Genomic DNA, 21,461 nt, shown 5'->3' on the forward strand with positions numbered 1-21,461 from the left:
CTGACATCCTTCCAGCCCAGTCTCACGACCAGACAGCTCAGATGTCACCTATCCGTGCAGCAGACCCCCGCGTTGTCGGGCATGTTGCGGTTTCGACAAGCTCAACCTGCGGCACGCGCTCAACCTGCGGCACGCGCTCAACCGGCGGTCACTGCTCGGGTGCTCTCCCGCACGATGATGCGGTGCGGCACCGTGCTGATCGTCGCGTGCTGCGCGTGATCGACGATGCGGGCCTCTAGCCGGTCGAGCGCCGCGTCGGTGAATGCGCGCTTGTCGAACGACACGGTGGTCAACGGCGGAGACGCGTACTCGCCGTGCGCGATGTCGTCGAAGCCGGCGACGGAGATGCCCTGCGGCACCTGGATGCCTCGTCGCCAGAGCGCGCTCAGCGCCCCGATCGCGAGGGAATCGGTGAAGCAGAACAGCGCGTCCGGCAGCGGGGAGCGACCGAGGAACGCGTCCATTGCCGATGCCCCGCCGCGCGGCTCCCAGTCGTCGCAGCCGATCTCGAGGGCGGGGTCGTGGCGGATGCCGGCATCGGCCAGCGCGCGCCGGTAGCCCGTGGTGCGCAGTCGGGCCGTGAACGTGTTCGTGCTCACGGGCGCGCCGAGCACGGCGATACGGTGATGCCCGAGGCCGATGAGCATGGTGGTCATGTCGTAAGCGGCCTGATCGGGGTCGACGCGCACCTGGTCGAGCCGGTTCTGCTCCACCTCCCCGATGAGCACGGCGGGCGGAAGATGCTCCGAATCGTCTGGCAACGTGAACTCGTCGGAGACGATCGGATTGAGCACCAGCCCGTCGACCATCTGCGCTCTGGCGCGCGAGAGTAGCTGCTCCTCACGCTCCGGGCGGGCTCCCGTCTCCTCGATCTGGATGCCCCAGCCGCGCTCGTGCGCGGCCTCGACGAAGTGGTGCGCCATCTCGGCCGAATAGGGGGTGGCGAGATCGGGCAGCGCGAGAGCGATGACCCCTGTGCGGCCGTTGCGCAGCCCGCGGGCACTGAGGTTCGGCACGTAGTCGAGTTCGGCCAGCGCCTTCTCGACGCGTTCCCTGGTCTGCGGGCGCACGAACACGATGCCGTTGATGACGTTCGAGACGGTCTTGGCCGAAACGCCGGCGAGCGCGGCGACGTCCTTCACCGTTGCGCGCATGCGTCCCCTTTCGTCGCCACGGTGAGCCTACCGCCGGGCGCGGCCGGTCTTCTTGCGTGCCGAAGCCCCACCGAGCTCGCGACAACAGGCAGATCACGTGGAAACAGGCAGATTCTGCCTGTTTCCACGTGGAAGGCGCTTACCTGCCTGTCGCCTGGAGTGTGGAGGGGCGGGCCCGCCTGGCGTGTGGAGGGGCGGGCTGGCCGGAGTCCGGAAGGGCGGAACGGAAGGCAGCGCCCGCGCGAGGCGCGACAGGGTCAGCCCGTGTTCTGCAGGCCGGCGGCGACGCCGTTCACGGCGAGGAGCAGCAGGCGGCGCAACTCGTCCTGCTGAGTGTCGTCGATGGTGGAGGCATCCGCGTCACTGCGCAGTGCTCGGAGCGCCCGCAGCTGCAGCAGCGAGAGCGCGTCGACGTACGGGCTGCGCAGTCGAACGGCGCGGCGCAGCACGGGGCGGTCGGCCAGCAGCTCGGATGCGCCGCTCGTCTTCAGCGCCCACTCTCGCGTCAGTGCCATCTCGTCCAGAACCAGGTCGGCGAGGTCCTGCCGGTCGCCCAGTGCGAGGTAGCGCCTGGCGAGACGCTCGTCGGTCTTCGCGAGCGACATCTCGACGTTCTCGATCATGGTGCGGAACAGGGGCCAGCGGTCGTAGGCATCCCTCAGCAGCGTCTCGTCGCCGACGGCGGCGAGTGCGGAGCCGAGGCCGAACCATCCGGTGAGGTTGATGCGCGCCTGCGTCCACGCGAACACCCACGGGATGGCGCGGAGGTCTTCGAGCGACTCCAGAGAGAGCCCTCGGCGGGCGGGCCGGCTGCCGAGCGCGAGAAGTCCGATCTCCTCCTGCGGGGTGACGAGCCCGAACCACGGTGCGAACCCGTCGGAGCGCACGAGCTGGAAGAAGCGCTCGCGGCTCACCCGATCGAGCTGCGCGGCCAGATCGGCGAACTGCTCGGCGGCGCGGGCGTTCCGCTGCCCGATGGAGGGTGCGGATGCCATCAGCGTCGCCGCCGCGATCTGCTCCAGGTGCCGGACGGCGATGACCGGATCGCCGTACTGGGCGAAGATGACTTCGCCCTGCTCGGTGAGCTTGAAGCGTCCGTCGACGGATCCCGGCGGCTGTGCCAGCACCGCCTCGTTGGCGGGCCCGCCGCCGCGCCCGAGTGAGCCGCCGCGGCCATGGAACTGGGTCAGCACGATGTCGTTGCGCTGCGCCCAGTCCGCTATCCGTGCCTGGGCGTCGTACAGTGCGAGCGTCGCGGAGACGGGGCCGACGTCTTTCGACGAGTCCGAGTATCCGAGCATGACCTCCAGGCGCCGCCCGGTCTGCTCCAGCCGCGACTTCACCTCCGGGATCTCGATCATGAGATCGAGGATGTCCGTCGATGCCTTGAGGTCGTCGAACGTCTCGAACAGCGGGATGACGTCGAGCACCGGCGCGGCCTCGGCCGACCCGAGCGCGTGCTCGGCCAACCGGTACACGTTCGCGATGTCGTCGGCGCACTGCGTGAACGAGATGATGTAGCGGCGAGCGGCATCCACGCCATAGCGACTCTGCAGATGTGCGATCACGCGGAACACCTCGAGCACCTCGGCGCTCGTCTCGTCGAGATCCTCGTCGCCGTGCGCTCCCGCAGCGATGGCCGCGAGCGTCTGCCGGTGCACCTTGGAGTGCTGCCGCACCTCGAGCTCCGCCAAGTGGAAGCCGAACGTCTCCACCTGCCAGATGAGGTGCTGCACCTCGCCATACGCGTTGCGCAGGTCACCGGCCCCGGCCAGCGACCGCTGCACGATGCGCAGATCGTCGAGCAGGGCATCCGGGCCGTCGTAGGCCAGGTCGGCGTTCCGCCTGCGGGTGGCGGCGATGCGCTCGGCCACCACGAGCAGGACGCGGCGGTGCGGCTCATTGGGGGAGCGGGTGGCGACATCCGCTGCCAGTTCCTCGGTGAGCGCGCGCTGCCGGCGCCAGAGGTCTTGCAGTTCCTGGCTGGGCGGGGTGTCGCCGGCGTCGAGAGTGAGCGTGCGTCCGATGCGGTCGGTGGCGCGCTCCAGGCCGAGCAGCACGTGCTCGGAGGCGATCGCTGCGGCCTTGCGGGTGATCTTCGACGTGACGAACGGGTTGCCGTCTCGGTCTGCACCGATCCAGCTGCCGAAGCGCACGAACGCGCGGGACTCGGGAACGCGCGGCGAGGCATCCGGTCCGGCCAGCCGCTCGTCGATCAGCCGGTAGACGCGCGGCAGCACCTGGAAGAGCGTCTGGTCGAAGATGTTCATCGCCGTTCGCACCTCGTCGAGCGGCGTCGGGCGGTTGGAGCGAAGCGGCGCAGTGCGCCACAGGGTGTCGATCTCGGCCAGCAGCTGCCGTTCGTTCTCCATGCGGGCGAGCGTGCCGATGCGTGGATCGTCGTGTTCTGCGACGAGCTCGCTGATGCGACGAATGGCGTAGGCGATGGCGCGACGACGAGCCTCGGTCGGATGCGCCGTGAGCACCGGCCGGAACTCCAGGTTCTTCACCCGCTCACGCGCCTCGGCATCGCCGACCTCGTCGCTGAGCGCGGCGAACGCGCCGGCGAACGATTCGGCCGGGCGATGGCCGTCGGTGCTCCACGGGTCGCGGGCGAGCAGAACGCGAACGCGGTGCCGCTCCTCGGCGAGGTTGACGAGGTGGAAGTAGCACGTGAACGCACGGGCCACCTGCTCGGCGCGGTCGAGGCTGAAGCTCTCCACCAGCGCCTCGGCATCCTCGATGGATGCCTCACCCTTGCGCTCGTACGCATCGATCGTCAGGGCGCGTAACTTTTCGACATCTTCGAGCAGGCCTTGTCCGCCGGACTCGGCGAGAACACGTCCGAGCAGCTCACCGAGGAAGCGCACGTCGGCGCGCAGCGCCTCGGGCACGTCGCCGCTGCGCACCTGGCGTGCGGCTGCTAAGTCGTCGCTCGGGTCGAAACCGGGTTCGGCGGAGGCGTGGCGGGGGGAATGATTCGAGGGGGCACCGTTCGTCATCGACATCAAGGGTACGGCGGCGAAGGGGATGGCCGGAAACCGGGCACAGTCGGGCCGCGCGCTCGCTGCATCAGCGGAGTGCGATCTCGATCTCGGCGGCGTGGCGGTGAAGGTGATCCGACGCGCCCGACCAGAAGTCGGCGTGACGGTCGACCGCCATGCCCGCCCAGGGCTGCGTGCCGGTGGCGATGCTCCCGACCAGGAGGTCCCGCATGGCCTCGGCTCGCTCGATCATCGCCGGAACCAGAGCCTTGCGTTGCTCGGCTGATGCGTCGTAGCCGTCGAGCACGGCCCGGAGCCGCGGGATCGACTCGTGCAGTCCGTGCTCGTGATCGAGCTGCGCGAACGCCCGAGCAGCGTAGGCGAGATCGGCGATGCAGGTGGTCGGCCCGGCGCCGTCCCAATCGATGAACGCCATGCGGCCGCCACCGCGGATCAGATTCCACGGGGCGAGGTCGTTGTGGCCGATGAGCTGGTCGCCGGGGCGCCGCATCGCGGTGGTCCAGACATCCGCGTCGTTGCGCTGGAACGATGCTGCGGCTTCATGAAGCGCACGGATGCTTGCACCGACCTCTTCTGCGTCCGTTTCGTCGATCGGCAGCATGCTCATGACTTCGACGCCCGGCACGTACTCCAGAATCTGCCGGCCTTGGTCGTCTCTGCCGCGCGGCTCCGGAACGAGGTCGCCGACCTTGGTGCGGAGGTGCTCGAGAAGTCGCTGGATGCTCGGAGCCGACGGAATCCACGGCTTGCGTACCGTGTCGCCGACACGCGCGACGAATGCGGAGGCGTTGCCTCCCGTGAGCGGGACTTCCGGGGCGGACACGTTCACAGTCTGGCGGAGCTGCCGGGCACCGTGCATGCGCTACCCCGCGAGCACCTTCTGGATGCGTTGCAGCGATACGGTCTCCGCCGTGCCGAGGTGCTGCGCGAAGAGGCTCACGCGCAGCTCCTCGAGCATCCAGCGGGCGTGCTCGAGCGACGGTTTCGGGTGCGGGGGGAGTGGAATGCTGCCGCCGGCATCCGCGAACCGGGCCGTCGCCGTCTGCACCTCGTTCATCCAGGCGCGGTCGCGCCCCGGGTTGTCGGGCAGCCGCTGAAGGCGCCACGTCAGTGCCTGCAGATATCGCGGCAGATGCCGCAGGTGGGCAAGTTTCGTGCGGGACGCGAAGCCGGGGTAGACGAGTCCGCCGAGCTGGGTGCGGGCATCCGTCAGCGCTCCGAGCAGTGCCATGGACGATGTCGCCGAGAGCGCCTTCTCGGCGGCACGAGAGCCGGTGAGGATGCTCGCGACGAGCGAGACCGTCTCGAACAGCGCATCCATGACGGTCGCCGACACGAGGTCGCGCACGCGCTCGAACTCGGCGCGCGTGAACACCAGACCACCAGGCATGGACTCGTGCAACGTGGAGTCGACCACGGCTGCGAGGCAATCGTCGAACAGCGCCTTCGTCGACGGGTAGGGACTCGCGGCCAGCGCCAGCTTCTCCGCACCGGTCAGGTGCTCCTGCACGTAGCCCGCCGGCGATGGGATGCCGTTCATCAGCAGCTTGCGAACCCCGTCGGGGAGTGAGCGCTCCTGCTCGGGCACGGTCCCGACGACGCGGATGGCGACGCCGTCCTTGTCAGCCACCAGCGTCGGGTAGCCGCGGATGACGCTGCGGGGCATGCCGGTTCCGCGCCCGCCCTGTTCGGTGTCGATGAAGCGTGGCAGTTCGTCGAAGTCCCAGGTGGTCAGGCCGCCGCGCTCGATCGGGTCGCGCCGCCGCTCGGATGCTTTCGCCACGGATTCCCGCACCTTGGGCGCGAGGCTGTGCTGCAGCGCCACGAGATCCTTGCCCGCCGCGACCGCCCGCGAGCGCTCGTCGATCACGCGGAACGTGACGCGCAGATGCGACGGCAGGCGTTCGACGTCGAAGTCGGCGGGGTCGACAGGGGTTCCGGTGAGCCGCCGGATGGTGCGGGAGAGGATCGCGGTGAACGGCTCCGCCGTGCTCGGGCCCGCGTCGTTCGGGTGTGCACCGGTCTGGCCTGTGCCGTCCGCGCCGGCACTGCTCGGGATCGCACCAGACCCGACGCCAGGCGGCAGCTCCGCTGCGATGCGCGAAGCCCAGTCCGCCGCGGGTACGACCGAACGACGCAACGCTTTCGGAAGCGTGCGGATCAGTGCGGTGATGAGTTCCGTGCGCAGTCCGGGAACCTGTGCATCGAATCCGGTCGGGTTGAGCCGTGGCAGCAGAGCGAGCGGAACCTGCACCGTCACGCCGTCGTCATCCGACCCTGGTTCGAAGCGATAGCTCACCGCCAGGCGCTGATCGCCCTGGCGCCACACCGGCGGGAAGGCATCTTCATCGACAGTCGCCTCCTCGACGTCGTCGACCAGGTCTTCGCGGCGCATCGTGAGCATCCGGCCGTTGGTGCGCCGCTCCTGTCGCCACCACGCCTCGAACGAGCGCGCGTCGGTGACTTCGGCCGGGATTCGATGCTCGAAGAACGACACCATCGCCTCGTCGTCGAGCAGGATGTCCCGGCGCCGGGTGCGCTCCTCCACCCGTTCGAGTTCCACCCGCAGCTTCGCGTTCGCGCGCTGGAAGTCGAACGCGTGATCGCGGATGTCGGCCGGCCACTCACCACCCACCAGTGCGTGCCTGATGAACAGCTCGCGGGCCAGCGGCGCGTCGATGCGGCTCAGCTGGGCTCTCCGGCGCTCCACGATCGGCAGGCCGAACAAGGTGACCTTCTCGAACACGACAGCCGCTCCCTGCCGCTTCTCCCAGTGCGGTTCGCTGAAGCTGCGGCGCACCAGATCGCCGGCCAGTGGTTCGGCCCACGCCGGGTCGATCGCCGCGTTCATGCGCGCGAAGAGCCGGCTGGTCTCGACCAGCTCCGCGCTCATCACCGCCTGCGGCTGCGCCCTGGCTTCCTTCTTGGCGGCCAGAACGGATCCGGGAAAGATCAGAAAGCGCGTATTCCTCGCGCCGAGGTAGTCGCGCTTCTGCGCGTCGCGCAGGCCGATGTGCGAGAGCAGGCCGGCCAGCAGTGACTTGTGGATGCCGTCGCTGTCGACCTTCGGGTCGCCCGGCATCAGATGCAGCGGCTTCGCTGTACGGCGAAGCTGCCGGTAGAGGTCCTGCCACTCACGGATGCGCAGATAGTTGAGGAACTCCGTCTTGCACATGCGCCGGAACGCGCTCGACGACAGTTCCTTCTGCTTCTTCTCCAGGTGGTTCCAGAGGTTCAGCAGCGTGAGGAAGTCGCTCGACGGATCGGTGAACCTGGCGTGCTGCTGATCCGCCTGTGCTCGCTTCTCGAGCGGCCGCTCCCGCGGATCCTGGATGGTCAGGCCCGCGACGATCGCCATCACCTCGCGCACCACGTCGTGGCGGCCGGCCTCCACGAGCATCCGTCCGAACCGGGGATCGATGGGCAGACGCGCAAGCGCCCGCCCGGTCTTGGTGAGCGCGCTGGAGCTTGGAGCGAAGGCCCGGTGGGCCTTCGCCGCGACGCCGGCGCCGAGCGAGCTATGCACGCGAGGCCCAGTCCATAACGCACCCAGCTCACCCAGCAGGTCGAGGCCGTCCTTGATGCCGCGGGAGTCCGGCGGGGTCAGGAAGGGGAACGCCGCGATGTCGCCGAGCCCGAGCGAGATCATCTGCAGGATGACCGCGGCGAGGTTCGTGCGCAGAATCTCCGGTTCCGTGAACTCCGGCCTTCGTTCGAAGTCCTCCTGCGAGTACAGCCGGATGGCGATGCCGTCGCTCGTGCGCCCCGAGCGTCCCGACCGCTGTTTCGCGGATGCTTGCGAGATCGCCTCGATCGGCAGCCGCTGCACCTTCGCCCTGGTGGAGTACCGCGAGATGCGTGCCGTTCCGGCGTCGATCACGTACCGGATACCCGGGACGGTCAGGCTCGTCTCCGCCACGTTCGTGGACAGCACGATGCGGCGACGGATGCGTGCCGGAACCGGCCCGAAGACGCGGTGCTGGTCGGCGGACGACAGGCGCCCGTAGAGCGGCAGCACCTGAGTCGAAGCCGCCTCGCCGCGTCGTGTGAGGTGCCCGCGGATCGCGTCTTCGGCATCCCGGATCTCCGTCTCGCCGGTGAGGAACACGAGCACGTCGCCCGCCTTCTCCCTGCCCAGTTCGTCGAGCGCGTCGGTGATGCCGGTCAGATAGTCCCTGTCCGATCCCGCTCCCTGAGCGTCTGATCCCGCTCTGTGAGCGTCCGATCCCGCTCTGTGAGCGTCTGATCCCGCTCTGTGAGCGTCTGATCCCGCTCTGTGAGCGTCTGATCCCGCTCTGTGAGCGTCTGATCCCGCTCTGTGAGCGTCTGATCCCGCTCTGTGAGCGTCTGATCCCGCTCTCTGAGCGAATGATCCCGCTCCCTGAGCCTGTCGAAGGGCGGCATCCACGTCGTCGTCGCCCTCGTCGTCGGCCACAAGCGGGCGGTACCGCACCTCGACGGGGTACGTGCGCCCGGAGACCTCGATCACGGGGGCCGGGTTGCCCTCCGCATCCGCGAAGTGACGGGCGAAACTCTCCGGATCGATGGTGGCGCTCGTGACGATCACTTTGAGGTCGGGACGGCGGGGGAGGAGCCGCTTCAGATATCCGAGCAGGAAGTCGATCGTCAGGCTGCGCTCGTGGGCCTCGTCGATGATGATCGTGTCGTACGCGTTCAAGTCGTGGTCGCGGTGGATCTCATTCAGCAGGATGCCGTCGGTCATCACTTTGATGCGCGTCGCCTTCGACACCTCGTCGGTGAACCGCACCTTGAAGCCGACGAGACCCCCGACCGCTTCACCGAGTTCCTCGGCGACACGTTCGGCGATCGCACGAGCCGCGATGCGCCGAGGCTGGGTGTGGCCGATGGACTCACGGCCGAGCTGGAGGCAGATCTTCGGCAGCTGAGTCGTCTTGCCCGAACCGGTCTCGCCGGCCACGATCACGACCTGATGGTCTTCGATCGCGCGCGCGATGTCCTCCCGTCGTTCGCTGACGGGCAGCTCGGGCGGGAAATGGATGACCGGGACGGCCGGCGTACCGGCCGAGCGCGAGGGAACGTCGCCGGTGCCGGTCGAAGGGCTGGTGCCGACAGGATGCACGGAAGACATGAGCCTGCCATTCTATTCGCGCATTCCCCTTCGCGTTCGCGTGCCGCCCTCCCTCGCCCGTGGGACCGGCCGGTGCGGAGCACCTGCCCGCAAGTTCATGGCCCGAATCGTCGTCATCCAGGTGTGGAAACGACGATTCGGGCCAGCGATTCGGCGAATGTCCTGGTGGCCGGCCGCCGGCATCCCACCAGTGACGGGGTGCCGGAGCACCCGGACACGGGCCGTGATGCGGGCGCGCTCGACGCCGCTAGCGCCGGAAGTGCTCCGGATCGGTGCGTGGGTCGAGCACCGAAACGCCGACCGTCGCGGGGGTGATCTCGTCGCCGGTCTCCAGCGGCCGACGGCTGAAGTACTTCTTGCCCTTCTTCCAGAAGATCGCCATCGGAACCAGACCGAGTGCGATGGTGCCGATGCCGATGATGAGCACGAGCGGGGCCTGCCCTGGTATCGAGACGAAGAAGATCCACACCATGAACAGGGCGCCGACGGCCGGCCAGAGGCCGATGAAGATGAAGTTCTTCACCGACTTGAAGATCTCTTTGCGGTACGCGACGACGACGGCGATGCCAGCCAGCGCATAGTAGAACGCGATCTGGAAGCCGATCGAGCTGATCGCGGCGCTCATGATGTCGCCGACGCTGCCGAGGGCGTTGGAACCGATGAACAGCACGAGCGAGACGCCGGTGACGATGAGCGTGGCGAAGGCCGGAGTCTTCCACTTCTTGTGGGTGGTTCCGAACAGTGACGGCAGCGTGTGGTCGCGGCCCATTGCGAACAGTGACCGTGTCACTTGGATGAGCGTCGTCTCCAACGTCGCGATCGTGGAGAGCATGACCGCGATGATGAGGATCTTGCCTCCGACTCCCGGGATGATCGCCTGTCCCAGATCCCCTATCAGGTTGTTGCTGTGCTCGATGGTCTTCTGCGGCAGCATCACCTGCACGGCGATGGTGAACGCTTCGAACAGCAGGAAGACGATGACGACGCCGATGATGCCGCCGGCCCCAGCGGACTTACGCCCGTTCGTGGTCTCCTCGTTGAGGTTCGAGCTGACATCCCAGCCCCAGTAATAGAACGCGGCGATCAATGCAGCGCCTACGAAACCGGCCATTCCATTGAAATGGCTGAAGCCGAACCAGTCCCATGAGAACGCGGCGCCGTTGGTGTGCTGTCCGGACAGCGCCTTGACGATGGCGATCACGGCGAAGACGGCCAGAATGGCCACCTCGATCGACGACATGATCCACTGCGCCAGCGCGGTGACCGTGACTCCGATCAGTACGCAGAACGCCATCACGAGGAACCAGCAGGCACCGATCGCGGTGACGAGCCACACGTTTCCCGCCGCCTTCTCGTCGAACAGCGAGACTGTGTACTGGCCTGCGGGCAGGGCGCCAGCAACCATGAAGATCGTCGCGGAGATCACGAGGGACCAGCCCGAGAGGTAGCCGAGGATCGGATGAAGCGCACGACCCACCCAGGAGTATGAAGCGCCCGCGTTCACATCACTTCGACCGAGGTAGGCGAATGCCCATGCGATGCCGAGCATCGGGATGCCGCACCACAGCAGCGCGGCGGGTGCCGCGAGCCCGGCCGCCGCGATGAGCAGCGCGGTCGTCGCGGCGATCGAGTAGGCCGGTGCGCTGCCCGCGACGGCCATCACGACGGCGCCGGCCGAGTTCACCCCGTTCGCCTTCAGCGCGTGTTCGTGATCTTCGGGAGCGGGGGTACCCGCCCGTGTCTGTGTGGCATCCGACATCGTTGTCGACCCTTCGGGAGATGGGCGATCTCGACGCATCCCGGCGAGACCGACCTGAAGCTACCACCGCGTAAAGCGGATCACGAGAGGCGACGGTCGCTCCACTTCAGAGGATACGTGCGGGATTCGCGGCGTTGTCGGACGAATCGCCGCACGTGCACGGTCGGAGTCGATCTGTCGGATTCCGCGACACATGTCGGTCGGTGACTGCACCGGGACAGGTCCACGGGCGCATCCAGAACGGTTCAGGCATCCCGGGACTCGCGTTTCGCGCTGACGGTTTCGAACGCGAGGTCGACGAGCTGGGAAAGGCCGACCGCTGCCTTGGTCGTGGTCCATTCGGCCAGTGCCACGTCGAAACACGCAAGGGCTGAATGGATGAGCGTCTGTGCGCGGAATGTCTTAGTCGCGCTCGGGCCGTCGAGCTTCGCCGCGATGACGGGTTCCAACATTCGCGCCCATACGAGGTGCTTCTCGAGGTTGCGTGCCCGTAGTGACTCCGTGCTCATCATGACGCGCATGGTGCGCAGGCCGCGTTCAACGTCTTCGGGGTTCATCGTGATCAAGGGCTGAAAGGCGCTTCGCAGCGTGCTCCAGGCGTCCTCGCCCGGTGGACGAGACGCGGCTTCATCTCTGACAAGCGCCCCGAGCGGGGTCGGATCGGAGATGACGACATCTTCTTTCGCAGGAAAGTAGCGGAAGAAGCTCCGTGGCGAGATACCGATCGCGGTGGACAGATCGTCCACCGTTGTGGCCTCGAATCCGTTCTCGTCGAACAGGCGCAGGGCCTTGTCGGCGATCTGATCGTGAACCGATGCACGGGCGGCCTCGCGGAGCCATGCCTTCGATTCACCAGCCGTATCCGCCATGCCCCCACTCTATGACAGGCGACATGCGCTGCATGAGATGGCAGAGGCTGTCAGTTGCGGCGTACACTGTTCCCATAGAAGGGAACATCATGCACACGCGCACATTGGGACAGCAGGGCCTCGAGGTCTCAGCGTTGGGGTTCGGAGCGATGGGGATCTCTCTCGCATATGGGCCTGGCGACGAGCGGGAAGGCATCGCGACGATCCAGAGGGCTCACGACCTCGGGGTCACGTTCTTCGACACCGCCGAGCTCTACGGCTGGGGTGAGAACGAGAAGATCGTCGGACGGGCGGTGAAGGGCTTCCGCGACGACGTGGTCATCGCGACGAAGGTCGGCTACACCCGTGACCACGGGTACGACAGCCGGCCCGAGCACATCCGTGAGGTCGTGGCCAACAGCCTCCGCTACCTCGGGGTCGACCACATCGACGTGCTGTACCAGCACCGCGTGGACCCCGCGGTGCCGATCGAAGAGGTCGCCGGCACGGTGAAGGAGTTCGTGGACGAGGGTGTGGTGAGGTATTTCGGGCTCAGCGAGGCAGGCCCGAGCATCATCCGTCGGGCGCACGCCGTGCTGCCCGTGTCTGCATTGCAGACCGAGTACTCGCTGTTCGAGCGCGACGCGGAGGCACTGTTCCCGACGCTGGACGAGCTGGGCATCGGGTTCGTGCCGTACTCTCCGCTCGGGCGCGGGTTCCTCACCGGCGCAGCGAAGCCTGCTGAGGAGTACGACGAGACAGACATGCGCAGGAGAGACGCTCGGTGGCAGCCGGGCAACTTCGAAAAGAACGTCGAAGCGACGCGGCAGCTCGCCGTGCTTGCCGAGTCCAAGGGCGCAACAGTCGCTCAGCTCGCGCTCGCGTGGCTGCTCGCTCAGGGCGAGCACATCGTCCCGATCCCCGGAACCCGGTCACCCCGGCGAGTCGAGGAGAACGTCGGCGCGGTGAACCTCGCCCTCACCGGCGACGACCTCGCCCGCATCGCGGAAATCCTCCCCACGGGTGGATTCGGCGCGCGCTACGCCGAGAACGCACTTCCCGTCTGGGAGTGAGGTCGTAGCGGCGCCGGCGGCATCGTCCGCGGGTGCGTGGTGCCCGCTGGCAGACTGGCACGCGTGAAACTGTGGCGATCTGCGCTGTGGAGGTCCCCGGCGACCCGCACCGGGGCATCCGTCGCGATCGCCACCGGTCTGTACGGTGTCTCGTTCGGCGCGCTCAGCGTCGCGTCGGGCCTCGACTTCTGGCAGACGCAGGTGCTCAGCCTGTTGCTGTTCTCGGGCGGCTCGCAGTTCGCGTTCATCGGGGTGCTCGCCGGTGGCGGAGCCGGAGGGGCAGCACTGGGCTCGGCGGCGCTGCTCGGCATCAGGAATGCCGTCTACGGAATGCAGTTGAACGCGCTGATCCAGCCCAAGGGATGGCTGCGATTCGGCGCGGCGCACGTCACCATCGACGAGTCCATGGCTGTGGCCAGCGGGCAGACCGATCCCTCGGAGCAGAAGCGCGGGTTCTGGGTCACCGGAATCGGCATATTCCTCTTGTGGAATGTCTTCACGGCGCTGGGCTCGCTGCTCGGCGGGGCGATCGGGGATCCTAGGGCATGGGGACTCGACGGGGCCGCAGTCGCGGCGTTCCTCGGCTTGCTGTGGCCTCGGCTGAAGGCGCGTGAGCCCGTGGCGATCGCCGTCGCCTGTGCCGTCGCAACGGTTGTGGTCATCCCATTCGTACCGCCCGGCGTGCCGGTGCTGGTGGCAGCCGTGGTCGCCGCCGTCTGGGGGTTGCTCGGGGTCGGAGCGGCCGATGAGGGACTCGAACCCGACGTCGAGCCGCCGCACCGTTCTCACAACGAGGGGCGGATGCCGTGATCACCTGGCTCTACATCCTCGCCGCCGGGGTCGTGGCGTTCCTGACCAAGCTCGCCGGGTACCTCGTGCCCGCCAAGGTGTTGAAGAACAAGCGGATGACCCGGGTCGCCGGCACCCTGACCATCGGGCTGCTGGCATCCCTCACCGTGATCAACACGCTCGCCAGTGGGCAGCACCTCGCCTTCGACTCGCGGATCGGATCTCTCGTCGCGGCGCTCGTCGCCCTGCTTTTGCGTGCGCCGTTCCTCGTCGTGGTGATCGTGGGCGCGGCGGCCGCGGCGTTGCTGCGTCTGGCGGGGTTGCCCTGAGGGCACGGCACCGCCGGGAGCCCGCGCATAGAGTGGGTGTGTAGTTTTCTTGCAACTCATCAGGACCCGCCGAGGGTCCAACTGCCGTGTCAACGACGACAAGGAGCAGCCATGTCAGACAACGCCGTCTCAACATCCGCCAGGCCGACGGGGTTCGCCACCATCTCGGTGGCCGCCATCCTCGCCGAGGCAGCCCGGAAGTACCCCGATCGCACGGCGGTGATCTTCGCCGATCAGAGGATCGGCTACGCGCAGCTGTGGTGGGAGACCCGCCGTTACGCGGGCGCGCTGAGGGCTCGCGGCGTAGGGCGCGGAACGCCGGTGGCGGTGCTCATCCCGAACGTGCCGGACTTCCCCCGGGTGTATTTCGCGGTCCTCGCCCTCGGCGGGGTCGTCGTGCCCGTGCACGCACTGCTCAAGGCCGACGAGATCGAGTACGTGCTGCGTGACTCGGGCGCCGTCGCCCTGATCTGCGCTGCGCCGCTGCTCGTCGAGGGAGCGAAGGCGGCGGCGCAGGCCGGCGTCCACCTGCTCAGCGTGCTGGTGCCCGACGAGGCGAAGGCGGGGCTGCCGTTCCCTCGGCTGGAGGACGAGGCGTCCATCGCAGAACCGATCGCGAGCTACGAGCCGATGGATCCGTTCGACACCGCCACCATCCTGTACACGAGCGGCACGACCGGCAAGCCGAAGGGGGCGGAAGGATGCCACTTCGCCATCGTCGAGCAGACCAGCTCCCTGCTGACCGATGCGTTCGACCTCACGGCCGATGACGTGGTGCTCGGATGCCTGCCCCTCTTCCACACCTTCGGCCAGGTGTGCGTGATGAACGTCGGCTTCCGCGCCGGGGCGACAGTGGTGCTCCTGCCGAAGTTCGACGGGGCCACCGCGCTCGACCTTCTCAACGAGCACGAGTGCACGATCATGACCGGCGTGCCCACCATGTACATCGCTCTGCTGGAGGCGGCGAAGGCCAACCAGCGGCGTCCGCCGCTGAAGTACGGACTGTCCGGCGGATCCGCCCTGCCGCTTGCGGTGATCGAGCGATTCAAGGAGGTGTACGGCGTGAACATCCACGAGGGATACGGCCTGACCGAGACATCGCCAGTCGCCACGTTCAACATCGTGGGCAAGCCGACAAGGGCGGGCACTGTCGGCGAGCCTTTGTGGGGTGTCGAGGTGGAGGTCGCCGATCCCGAGCTCGACGACCGCATCGAACTGCTCCCGCGTGGAGAGCTCGGCGAGATCGTCGTTCGCGGCCACGACCTGATGAAGGGATACCTGCACCTGCCGGAGGCGACCGCGGAGGCCGTGATCGACGGCTGGTTCCGCACGGGCGACCTCGGCACGAAGAGCGACGACGACTACATCACGATCGTGGACCGCAAGAAGGACATGATCGTGCGCAACGGCTACAACGTCTACCCGCGAGAGGTCGAGGAGGTGCTCTCTGCGCATCCGGCCGTCTCGATGGTCGCCGTGTTCGGCGTCTCCCACCCCACGCACGGGCAGGAGATCATGGCCGCGGTCACGCTCATGCCCGGCGCGTCGGCGACACCGGAGGAACTCATCGAGCACGCCAGGGCGCATGTCGCGGCCTACAAGTTTCCCCGTCGCGTGGAGATCGTCGAGTCCTTGCCTCTCGGGCCGAGCGGCAAGGTGCTGAAACGCGAGCTGATCAGCATCTACGACGTCTGAAGGCGGGTGAGCCATCCCGTCGGTCGAGTTCGGGGAACGAATCCGCGGCATCGGGTCTCGACGGGTTCAACCCACCGGAGGCGTCGTCGGCCAGTTCACGAGGTCTTTCTCCCAGGTGTCGGGGCGGCCGACCTTTCTGATCGCAGGGTTGAGTGCGAAGCCGATGAAAGCGCCGAGCATCACGGTCGCGAAGACGCTCATCGTCCAGCCGACGCCTAGTGCGCTGAGCAACGCTCCGGAGACCACGGGTGCCAGGGGTGCGACGAGAAGTGCCGGCATCGAGATGGCGGAGTTCACCCGAGCCTGCATGACGTGCGGTGTGATGGCAGAGACGTAACCGAGCAGTGCCGAGTTCGTGACCGGCACGAACACGGCCATCAACGCGGAGAATGCGACGAATTCCGCGTAGTGATCGGCGAACGCCAACGCGCCGGCGCCGATCACCGAAGGGACGAGACCGAGGATCGAGAGCGGGCCGGCGGGGAACCGCTTCACGAGGTACGGAGTCACCGCGGCCCCTGCGAGCATCGCGACACTCGCTGCGACGTTCACGAGGGCGATGAGCAAAGGTGCGGTGCGGGTGGCCACCAGGTGGAGGTTGATGCTCACCTCGACGCCACCGAAACCGAGGTTGATCAGGGCGATGACGATCACGCTGGTGCGGATCACCGACACAGCGGACACGAAGCGCAGGCCTTCGACGAGCGAGGCGATCGGGCCGAGGCCGCGCGCGCCATGTGCGTCGTTCAGAGGGGTGTGCACGAATGCGGTGGTGATGGCGGCGACGATGTAAGAGGCCGCTGCCGCGAGCATCGGCAACGCTCGACCGAGCCCGTACAGCAGACCCCCGAGCGGACTGGCGATCAGTCCGGAGACCGCGGAACGCCCTTGCATGGCGGCCATCGCCGATCCGAGCTGCCCGGCAGGCACGACGTAGCGGATGCCGGCCGCCTCCGTCGGCGCATAGAACGCGGCGACGGCGGACGCGATCAGCAGTCCCGTGGCGAATTCCCAGCCGGACAGCATGCCGGAGACATGCATGCACCAGAGGGCGAGCCACACCGCGGCCCCGACGGCCGAACACACCAGCAGCAGCCGTCTGCGGTCGACACGGTCGGCGATGACGCCGGCCGGAAGGGTTGCGACGAGCATCCCGACCTCACTCACCCCGGCGATGAGCCCCGACCACAAGACGGAGCCCGTGATGCCGAACGCGATGAGAGGAACCGCGAAGAGTGCCATGCCGTTGCCCACCAGCTGACTCGTCTTTCCCGTCATGAGCAAGAGATACGGGCGGTTTCGCCACAGACTCACCTCGGGAGCGTCGGTGCTCCTCACGGGCGAGGGTTCGGGGGCTGCTGAAGTCGGCACGCGATCAACCCTAGATACGCAAGAACTATTGCGCAAGTCATAGTGCGCAATGGTTCTTGCTGATTTGATATGCTGAAGCTCGTGGTCGAGCAGTCGTACGCGGTGACGGATCCTGCCACGCTGCGCGCGCTGGCACACCCACTACGTCAGCGCATCCTGTGGGAACTGGCCGCACGTGATCACCTCAGGGCGGCAGACCTCGCGCAGATCACCGGGGAACCGGCGAACTCTGTGAGCTTTCATCTGCGCAGCCTGGCGAAAGCCGGCCTGATCGAGGAGAAGCCGGAGCATGCGCGGGACAGCCGTGATCGCGTGTGGGTGATGACGCATCCGGAAGGCGTCTACTTTCCGGACACGGACGTGACCACGAACGCGCTGATCGCGGAACGGCTGGACTGGCTTCGTGCCGTGATCGACGAGAGCCTTCCGCGTGATCCAGCGGCCGCGCGCATGCAGTACATGGGAGCTGCCGTGCTCACCAAGGCCGAGGCCCAGCAGATGGCCGACGAGGTGGCCGAAGTGTTCGAGAAGTGGCGAGCGCACGGCATCGAGGCGGCTGCGGAGCACCCGGACGATCCGGCCAGGGTATTCCACTTCACGGCCGCGTTCGTGGGCAATCCGCGGCCCTCCGATGTCGAGGTGCACGATCTTCCCGGGTCCGTCGCCGACGGCCAGGGATCCGTTCATCAGGGGTCCGTTCATCAGTGATCCGTTCATTAATGTTGAAGGCATGAGCGACACGAACGTCCCCACCGTCGAGTTGAACAACGGTGCCCGCATTCCGCAGCTCGGATTCGGCGTGTTCCGAGTGGATCCGGCGCGCACGTCCGAAATCGCAGGGGACGCGCTCGATGTCGGCTATCGGCACATCGACACCGCCGCGGGCTATCACAACGAGGCGGGCGTGGGCGAGGCGGTGCGGGCATCCGGAGTCCCACGAGGCGACCTGTGGATCACGACGAAGCTGGCCAACGCAGATCAGCACCGGCCGGAGGATGCCTTCCAGGCCAGCCTCGACGCGCTCGGCCTCGACTACATCGACCTGTACCTCATTCACTGGCCGCGGCCCGAGGAGGGCGTCTACCCGCAGGTGTGGAAGTCGCTGACGGCCATCGCGGAGTCGGGACGGGCCGCGTCGGTCGGTGTCTCGAACTTTCAGATCGAGCACCTGGAGCGCGTCATCGCGGAGACCGGCGTGACGCCGGCCGTCAACCAGATCGAGCTGCACGTGGAGTTTCAGCAACGTCAGTTGCGCGCCTTTCACGCGGAGCACGGCATCGCCACTGAGGCATGGTTTCCACTCGGCGGCGGGTCGATCAGCGAGGCGCCCGAGCTTCGGCGGATCGCGGATGCGCACGGCAAATCGGTCGCGCAGGTGGTGCTGCGCTGGCACATGCAGGTGGGCAACATCGCCATTCCGAAGTCGAACCATCGTGAGCGCATGGTCGCGAATCTCGACATCTTCGCGTTCGAGCTCACGTGGGACGACATGCAGGCGATTGCCGCTCTCGACAAGGGGGAGGCGGGCCGGCGAGGCACCCATCCGCTCCGGATGTGAAAGAGGCGATCGAGGTGAGAGCCGTGCGGGCTCGCTCGCGCGGCCGAGCCGATCGAGCCTTTGAGCAGCGCAGTCGCGATAGGGCGCTCTAGGCTTCCGTCATGGACTTGCAGCTGCTGGCACGCGGGCGGGCCGCGGACGTGTTCGATCTGGGCGACGGTCGCGTGCTTCGGCGGTATCGCGGCCGGATCGACGCGCGGCACGAAGCGCGTGCAATGCTGCATCTCGAGGAGCATGGGTACCCGGTTCCGCATGTCTTCGATGCGAACGACGGGGACCTCGTGGCGGAGCGCGTGGACGGCGGCACGCTGTTTCAGGAGTTGCTTCACGAGCCGGCGCAGTACCGGCGTTACGGGCGGTTGCTCGGCGAGCTGCACGAGCGGTTGCACAGGCTGCCCGCGCCGATGTGGCTCGGCGGGAGCAACGGAACCGTCATCGTCCACCGCGACCTGCATCCGCAGAACGTGCTCCTGAGCGAACGCGGTCCGGTCGTGATCGACTGGACGGATGTCGCGGCGGGCTCCGCGGCGGTGGACGCGGCGATCACGGTCATTCTGACCCTCGGCTCCGAGCTCGACGTCGAGCCGCACGTGGCGGAGCACGTCGAGCCGTTCCGTGCACTTTTCATCGATGCGTTCCTCGAGACGTGCGGTACCGACCCTCGAGACGGGCTCGCAGAGGCCATCGAGTATCGTCTCGGCACACCGAACAACACCCAAGCCGAGATTCGCTGGCTGGAGCAGGCGGCGCCGCACTGCCTCGATGCGTTCTACTTCGAGTCGCGCGAGCTGCAGCCGCGGGAGTAGTGAGATGCCGAACCTCCTGGCCGACGCGGTGAGCCCCTACCTGCGTGCGCACGCGGGAAATCCGGTGGACTGGCATCCGTGGGGCGAGGAGGCGTTCGCCGAGGCGCTGCGGCGCGACGTTCCGGTGTTCGTCTCGATCGGCTACGCCACGTGCCACTGGTGCCATGTGATGGCGCGGGAGAGCTTCAGCGATCCGCGGCTCGCGGCCCGCCTCAACGCCGGGTTCGTGCCGGTGAAGGTGGACAGGGAGGAGCATCCTGACGTCGACGCCGCCTACCTCGCGGCGGCGAGCGCGTTCACGCAGGGCCTCGGCTGGCCGCTCAGCGTCTTCGCCATGCCGAACGGCCGAGCGTTCTTCGCAGGCACCTACTTTCCGCCGGAGCCGCGGGGCGGCATGCCGTCGTTCGAACAGGTTCTGGACGCCGTGACGGATGCCTGGAGGAACCGCCGAGACTCCGTCGTCGATACCGCGGCACGGGTGGCGGCCGCGATGGAGGAGCTCGCACGGGACTCGCACGGCGGTGCGCAGGTCAGTGGTGCGCAGGTCAGCAGCGCGGATGCACCTGTGCTCGACAACGACCGCCTGGTCCGAGCGGCCGAAGCTCTCGCCGGGGCGGAGGATCCGGAGTTCGGCGGCTTCGGCACGGCCCCGGACTTCGCCGGGCCGAAGTTTCCGAGTGTGCCGGCGCTGGGCTTCCTGCTCGCCAGTGGCGCGGATTCCGGTCGCCGCGCCGCGCTGCACACGCTGGAGCGCATGGCCGGTTCGGCGTTGCGCGATGCGGTCGACGGTGGCTTCTTCCGCTACGGAACGCGCAGGGACTGGAGCGACCCGCACTACGAGCGGATGCTCTACGACAACGCCGGTCTGCTCCGCCTGTATGCGGAAGCAGCGTTCGCCGGCGGGACGGGCTCCGGTGCCGATCCGCGCCTGGCTGCGGTGGCCGACGGCATCGCGGGCTTTCTGCTCGGCACCATGACGGTCGGCGAAGGCTTCGCGTCGGCGCAGGACTCCGAGAGCGAGGTCGACGGTGAGCGGCGGGAAGGCGCCTACTACCAGCTGGATGCCCCGGCTCGGCGCGAGCAGCCGCGACCGGCGCTCGACGAGAAGGTGCTGACCGGCTGGAACGGACTCGCGATCGGCGCGCTCGCCCACGCAGGCGCACTTCTGGGACGCCATGACTGGGTGGTGGCTGCGGCATCGGCAGCCGACCGACTGCTCGCCTCGCACGTCTACGCAGACGGACGGAGGCTCGTCCGCGCCTCGCTCGCCGGCGAAACGTCCGAGGCGGCCCCAGCGCTCGAGGACTTCGGTCTTTTGGCTCGTGGCCTGCTCGACGTGTTCCTGGCAACGGGTGAACCCCGTTTCGCGTTCGCCGCCCGCACCCTGGTGGATGCGACGCTGGATGCCGCCGAGGCTGGTCCCGGACGCTCGCCCTTCGCCATCCCGGGCGGAGGCGACCCGGTGCTGGCCGCGCACGGGCTCGTCTCCGACGCCGACCCGTCCGAGGGGGCGTACCCCGGTGGCCTGTCGTCGCTCGCCGACGCCTGCCGCGTGCTGTTCGCGCTGACCGACAGTGAACGCTACGAAAGGGCATCCAGGACCGCCATCGCCTCGGTCGCCGCTGCCGCGACGCGCTCGCCGATCGCGTTCGGGGGTGTGCTGCTCACCGCCACCGCGTGTGCTGCGGAGCTGCGGCAGCTCGTCGTGGTGGGCTCCGGTGAGCCTCGTGAGGCGATCGTGCGGCAGACGGCGGTGCGGACACGGAGCCTTGGCGTGGGCGCCGTCGGTGTTGCGGTGTCGGAGGCTGCGGCATCCGCTCTTGCCGACACGGGCTTCGGCCTGTTCGAGGCCCGGACCGCGCTGAACGGCGAGCCGACCGAGTACCTGTGCCGGGCGTTCACGTGCGAACTGCCACGGCCGTTCGCTCCCGCTCGATGAACTCGTCGAATCAGTTGATGGGTTT

General features: G+C 67.8%; 15 protein-coding genes. 8 read left to right on the top strand and 7 right to left on the bottom strand.

The window, feature by feature from the left end:
* Positions 1-137: 137 nt before the first annotated feature.
* The 6 genes from ACYVDK_RS05535 to ACYVDK_RS05560 all read right to left on the bottom strand — a co-directional run bounded on the left by ACYVDK_RS05535 (position 138) and on the right by ACYVDK_RS05560 (position 11,897).
* On the bottom strand, positions 138-1,154 hold the full coding sequence (locus tag ACYVDK_RS05535) for a LacI family DNA-binding transcriptional regulator (protein WP_460519135.1): 1,017 nt from the start codon (positions 1,152-1,154) through the stop codon (positions 138-140).
* A gap of 257 nt (positions 1,155-1,411) precedes the next feature.
* Positions 1,412-4,156, bottom strand: coding sequence for a phosphoenolpyruvate carboxylase (locus ACYVDK_RS05540; RefSeq protein ID WP_460519139.1), 2,745 nt, complete (start codon positions 4,154-4,156; stop codon positions 1,412-1,414).
* A 70-nt stretch (positions 4,157-4,226) separates the two neighbouring features.
* A complete protein-coding gene (locus ACYVDK_RS05545) occupies positions 4,227-4,982 on the bottom strand; it encodes a phosphotransferase (RefSeq protein WP_460519141.1) in 756 nt (251 codons plus the stop codon).
* Between the two features lie 39 nt (positions 4,983-5,021).
* Complete coding sequence (gene hrpA / locus ACYVDK_RS05550; protein ID WP_460519144.1) at positions 5,022-9,269, bottom strand: ATP-dependent RNA helicase; 4,248 nt, start codon at positions 9,267-9,269, stop codon at positions 5,022-5,024.
* A 247-nt stretch (positions 9,270-9,516) separates the two neighbouring features.
* On the bottom strand, positions 9,517-11,028 hold the full coding sequence (locus ACYVDK_RS05555) for an APC family permease (RefSeq protein WP_460519147.1): 1,512 nt from the start codon (positions 11,026-11,028) through the stop codon (positions 9,517-9,519).
* A gap of 245 nt (positions 11,029-11,273) precedes the next feature.
* Positions 11,274-11,897 (bottom strand): TetR/AcrR family transcriptional regulator, encoded by a 624-nt coding sequence (locus ACYVDK_RS05560; RefSeq protein WP_460519150.1) that lies wholly within the window; start codon positions 11,895-11,897, stop codon positions 11,274-11,276.
* Between the two features lie 89 nt (positions 11,898-11,986).
* On the opposite strand from ACYVDK_RS05560, the gene ACYVDK_RS05565 reads away from it, so the two are divergent.
* The 4 genes from ACYVDK_RS05565 (at position 11,987) to ACYVDK_RS05580 (ending at position 15,762) form a co-directional block, all read left to right on the top strand.
* Positions 11,987-12,949, top strand: coding sequence for an aldo-keto reductase family protein (locus ACYVDK_RS05565; protein ID WP_460519153.1), 963 nt, complete (start codon positions 11,987-11,989; stop codon positions 12,947-12,949).
* Positions 12,950-13,012: 63 nt separating this feature from the next.
* Entirely contained in the window at positions 13,013-13,759 is a 747-nt protein-coding gene (locus tag ACYVDK_RS05570; protein ID WP_460519156.1) for an AzlC family ABC transporter permease, read from the top strand.
* The gene (locus ACYVDK_RS05575) at positions 13,756-14,067 is read left to right on the top strand and encodes an AzlD domain-containing protein (RefSeq protein ID WP_460519159.1); all 312 of its coding nucleotides are present in this window, start codon (positions 13,756-13,758) and stop codon (positions 14,065-14,067) included. Before ACYVDK_RS05570 ends, ACYVDK_RS05575 begins: the two co-directional genes overlap by 4 nt.
* 111 nt (positions 14,068-14,178) lie before the next feature.
* The gene (locus ACYVDK_RS05580) at positions 14,179-15,762 is read left to right on the top strand and encodes a long-chain-fatty-acid--CoA ligase (RefSeq protein ID WP_460519162.1); all 1,584 of its coding nucleotides are present in this window, start codon (positions 14,179-14,181) and stop codon (positions 15,760-15,762) included.
* A gap of 66 nt (positions 15,763-15,828) precedes the next feature.
* Here the strand turns inward: ACYVDK_RS05580 and ACYVDK_RS05585 are convergent, their stop codons facing one another.
* The gene (locus ACYVDK_RS05585) at positions 15,829-17,076 is read right to left on the bottom strand and encodes an MFS transporter (protein ID WP_460519164.1); all 1,248 of its coding nucleotides are present in this window, start codon (positions 17,074-17,076) and stop codon (positions 15,829-15,831) included.
* Between the two features lie 138 nt (positions 17,077-17,214).
* On the opposite strand from ACYVDK_RS05585, the gene ACYVDK_RS05590 reads away from it, so the two are divergent.
* The 4 genes from ACYVDK_RS05590 to ACYVDK_RS05605 all read left to right on the top strand — a co-directional run bounded on the left by ACYVDK_RS05590 (position 17,215) and on the right by ACYVDK_RS05605 (position 21,436).
* Entirely contained in the window at positions 17,215-17,841 is a 627-nt protein-coding gene (locus ACYVDK_RS05590; RefSeq protein ID WP_460519167.1) for a helix-turn-helix domain-containing protein, read from the top strand.
* Between the two features lie 22 nt (positions 17,842-17,863).
* Positions 17,864-18,691 (top strand): aldo/keto reductase, encoded by an 828-nt coding sequence (locus tag ACYVDK_RS05595; RefSeq protein WP_460519170.1) that lies wholly within the window; start codon positions 17,864-17,866, stop codon positions 18,689-18,691.
* Positions 18,692-18,792: 101 nt separating this feature from the next.
* The gene (locus tag ACYVDK_RS05600; RefSeq protein WP_460519173.1) at positions 18,793-19,497 is read left to right on the top strand and encodes a BUD32 family EKC/KEOPS complex subunit; all 705 of its coding nucleotides are present in this window, start codon (positions 18,793-18,795) and stop codon (positions 19,495-19,497) included.
* Positions 19,498-19,501: 4 nt separating this feature from the next.
* Positions 19,502-21,436, top strand: a complete 1,935-nt coding sequence (locus ACYVDK_RS05605) for a thioredoxin domain-containing protein (RefSeq protein WP_460519176.1) — start codon at positions 19,502-19,504, stop codon at positions 21,434-21,436.
* Positions 21,437-21,461: the final 25 nt, after the last annotated feature.

The sequence above is a fragment of the Humibacter antri genome (assembly GCF_054777235.1).

What these genes read in the sequence shown, in the direction of transcription:
- ACYVDK_RS05535 (WP_460519135.1), bottom strand. Translation starts at nt 1,154, where the DNA reads ATGCGCGCAACGGTGAAGGACGTCGCCGCGCTCGCCGGCGTTTCGGCC.
- ACYVDK_RS05540 (WP_460519139.1), bottom strand. Translation starts at nt 4,156, where the DNA reads ATGACGAACGGTGCCCCCTCGAATCATTCCCCCCGCCACGCCTCCGCC.
- hrpA (WP_460519144.1), bottom strand. Translation starts at nt 9,269, where the DNA reads ATGTCTTCCGTGCATCCTGTCGGCACCAGCCCTTCGACCGGCACCGGC.
- ACYVDK_RS05555 (WP_460519147.1), bottom strand. Translation starts at nt 11,028, where the DNA reads ATGTCGGATGCCACACAGACACGGGCGGGTACCCCCGCTCCCGAAGAT.
- ACYVDK_RS05560 (WP_460519150.1), bottom strand. Translation starts at nt 11,897, where the DNA reads ATGGCGGATACGGCTGGTGAATCGAAGGCATGGCTCCGCGAGGCCGCC.
- ACYVDK_RS05565 (WP_460519153.1), top strand. Translation starts at nt 11,987, where the DNA reads ATGCACACGCGCACATTGGGACAGCAGGGCCTCGAGGTCTCAGCGTTG.
- ACYVDK_RS05580 (WP_460519162.1), top strand. Translation starts at nt 14,179, where the DNA reads ATGTCAGACAACGCCGTCTCAACATCCGCCAGGCCGACGGGGTTCGCC.
- ACYVDK_RS05595 (WP_460519170.1), top strand. Translation starts at nt 17,864, where the DNA reads ATGAGCGACACGAACGTCCCCACCGTCGAGTTGAACAACGGTGCCCGC.
- ACYVDK_RS05600 (WP_460519173.1), top strand. Translation starts at nt 18,793, where the DNA reads ATGGACTTGCAGCTGCTGGCACGCGGGCGGGCCGCGGACGTGTTCGAT.
- ACYVDK_RS05605 (WP_460519176.1), top strand. Translation starts at nt 19,502, where the DNA reads ATGCCGAACCTCCTGGCCGACGCGGTGAGCCCCTACCTGCGTGCGCAC.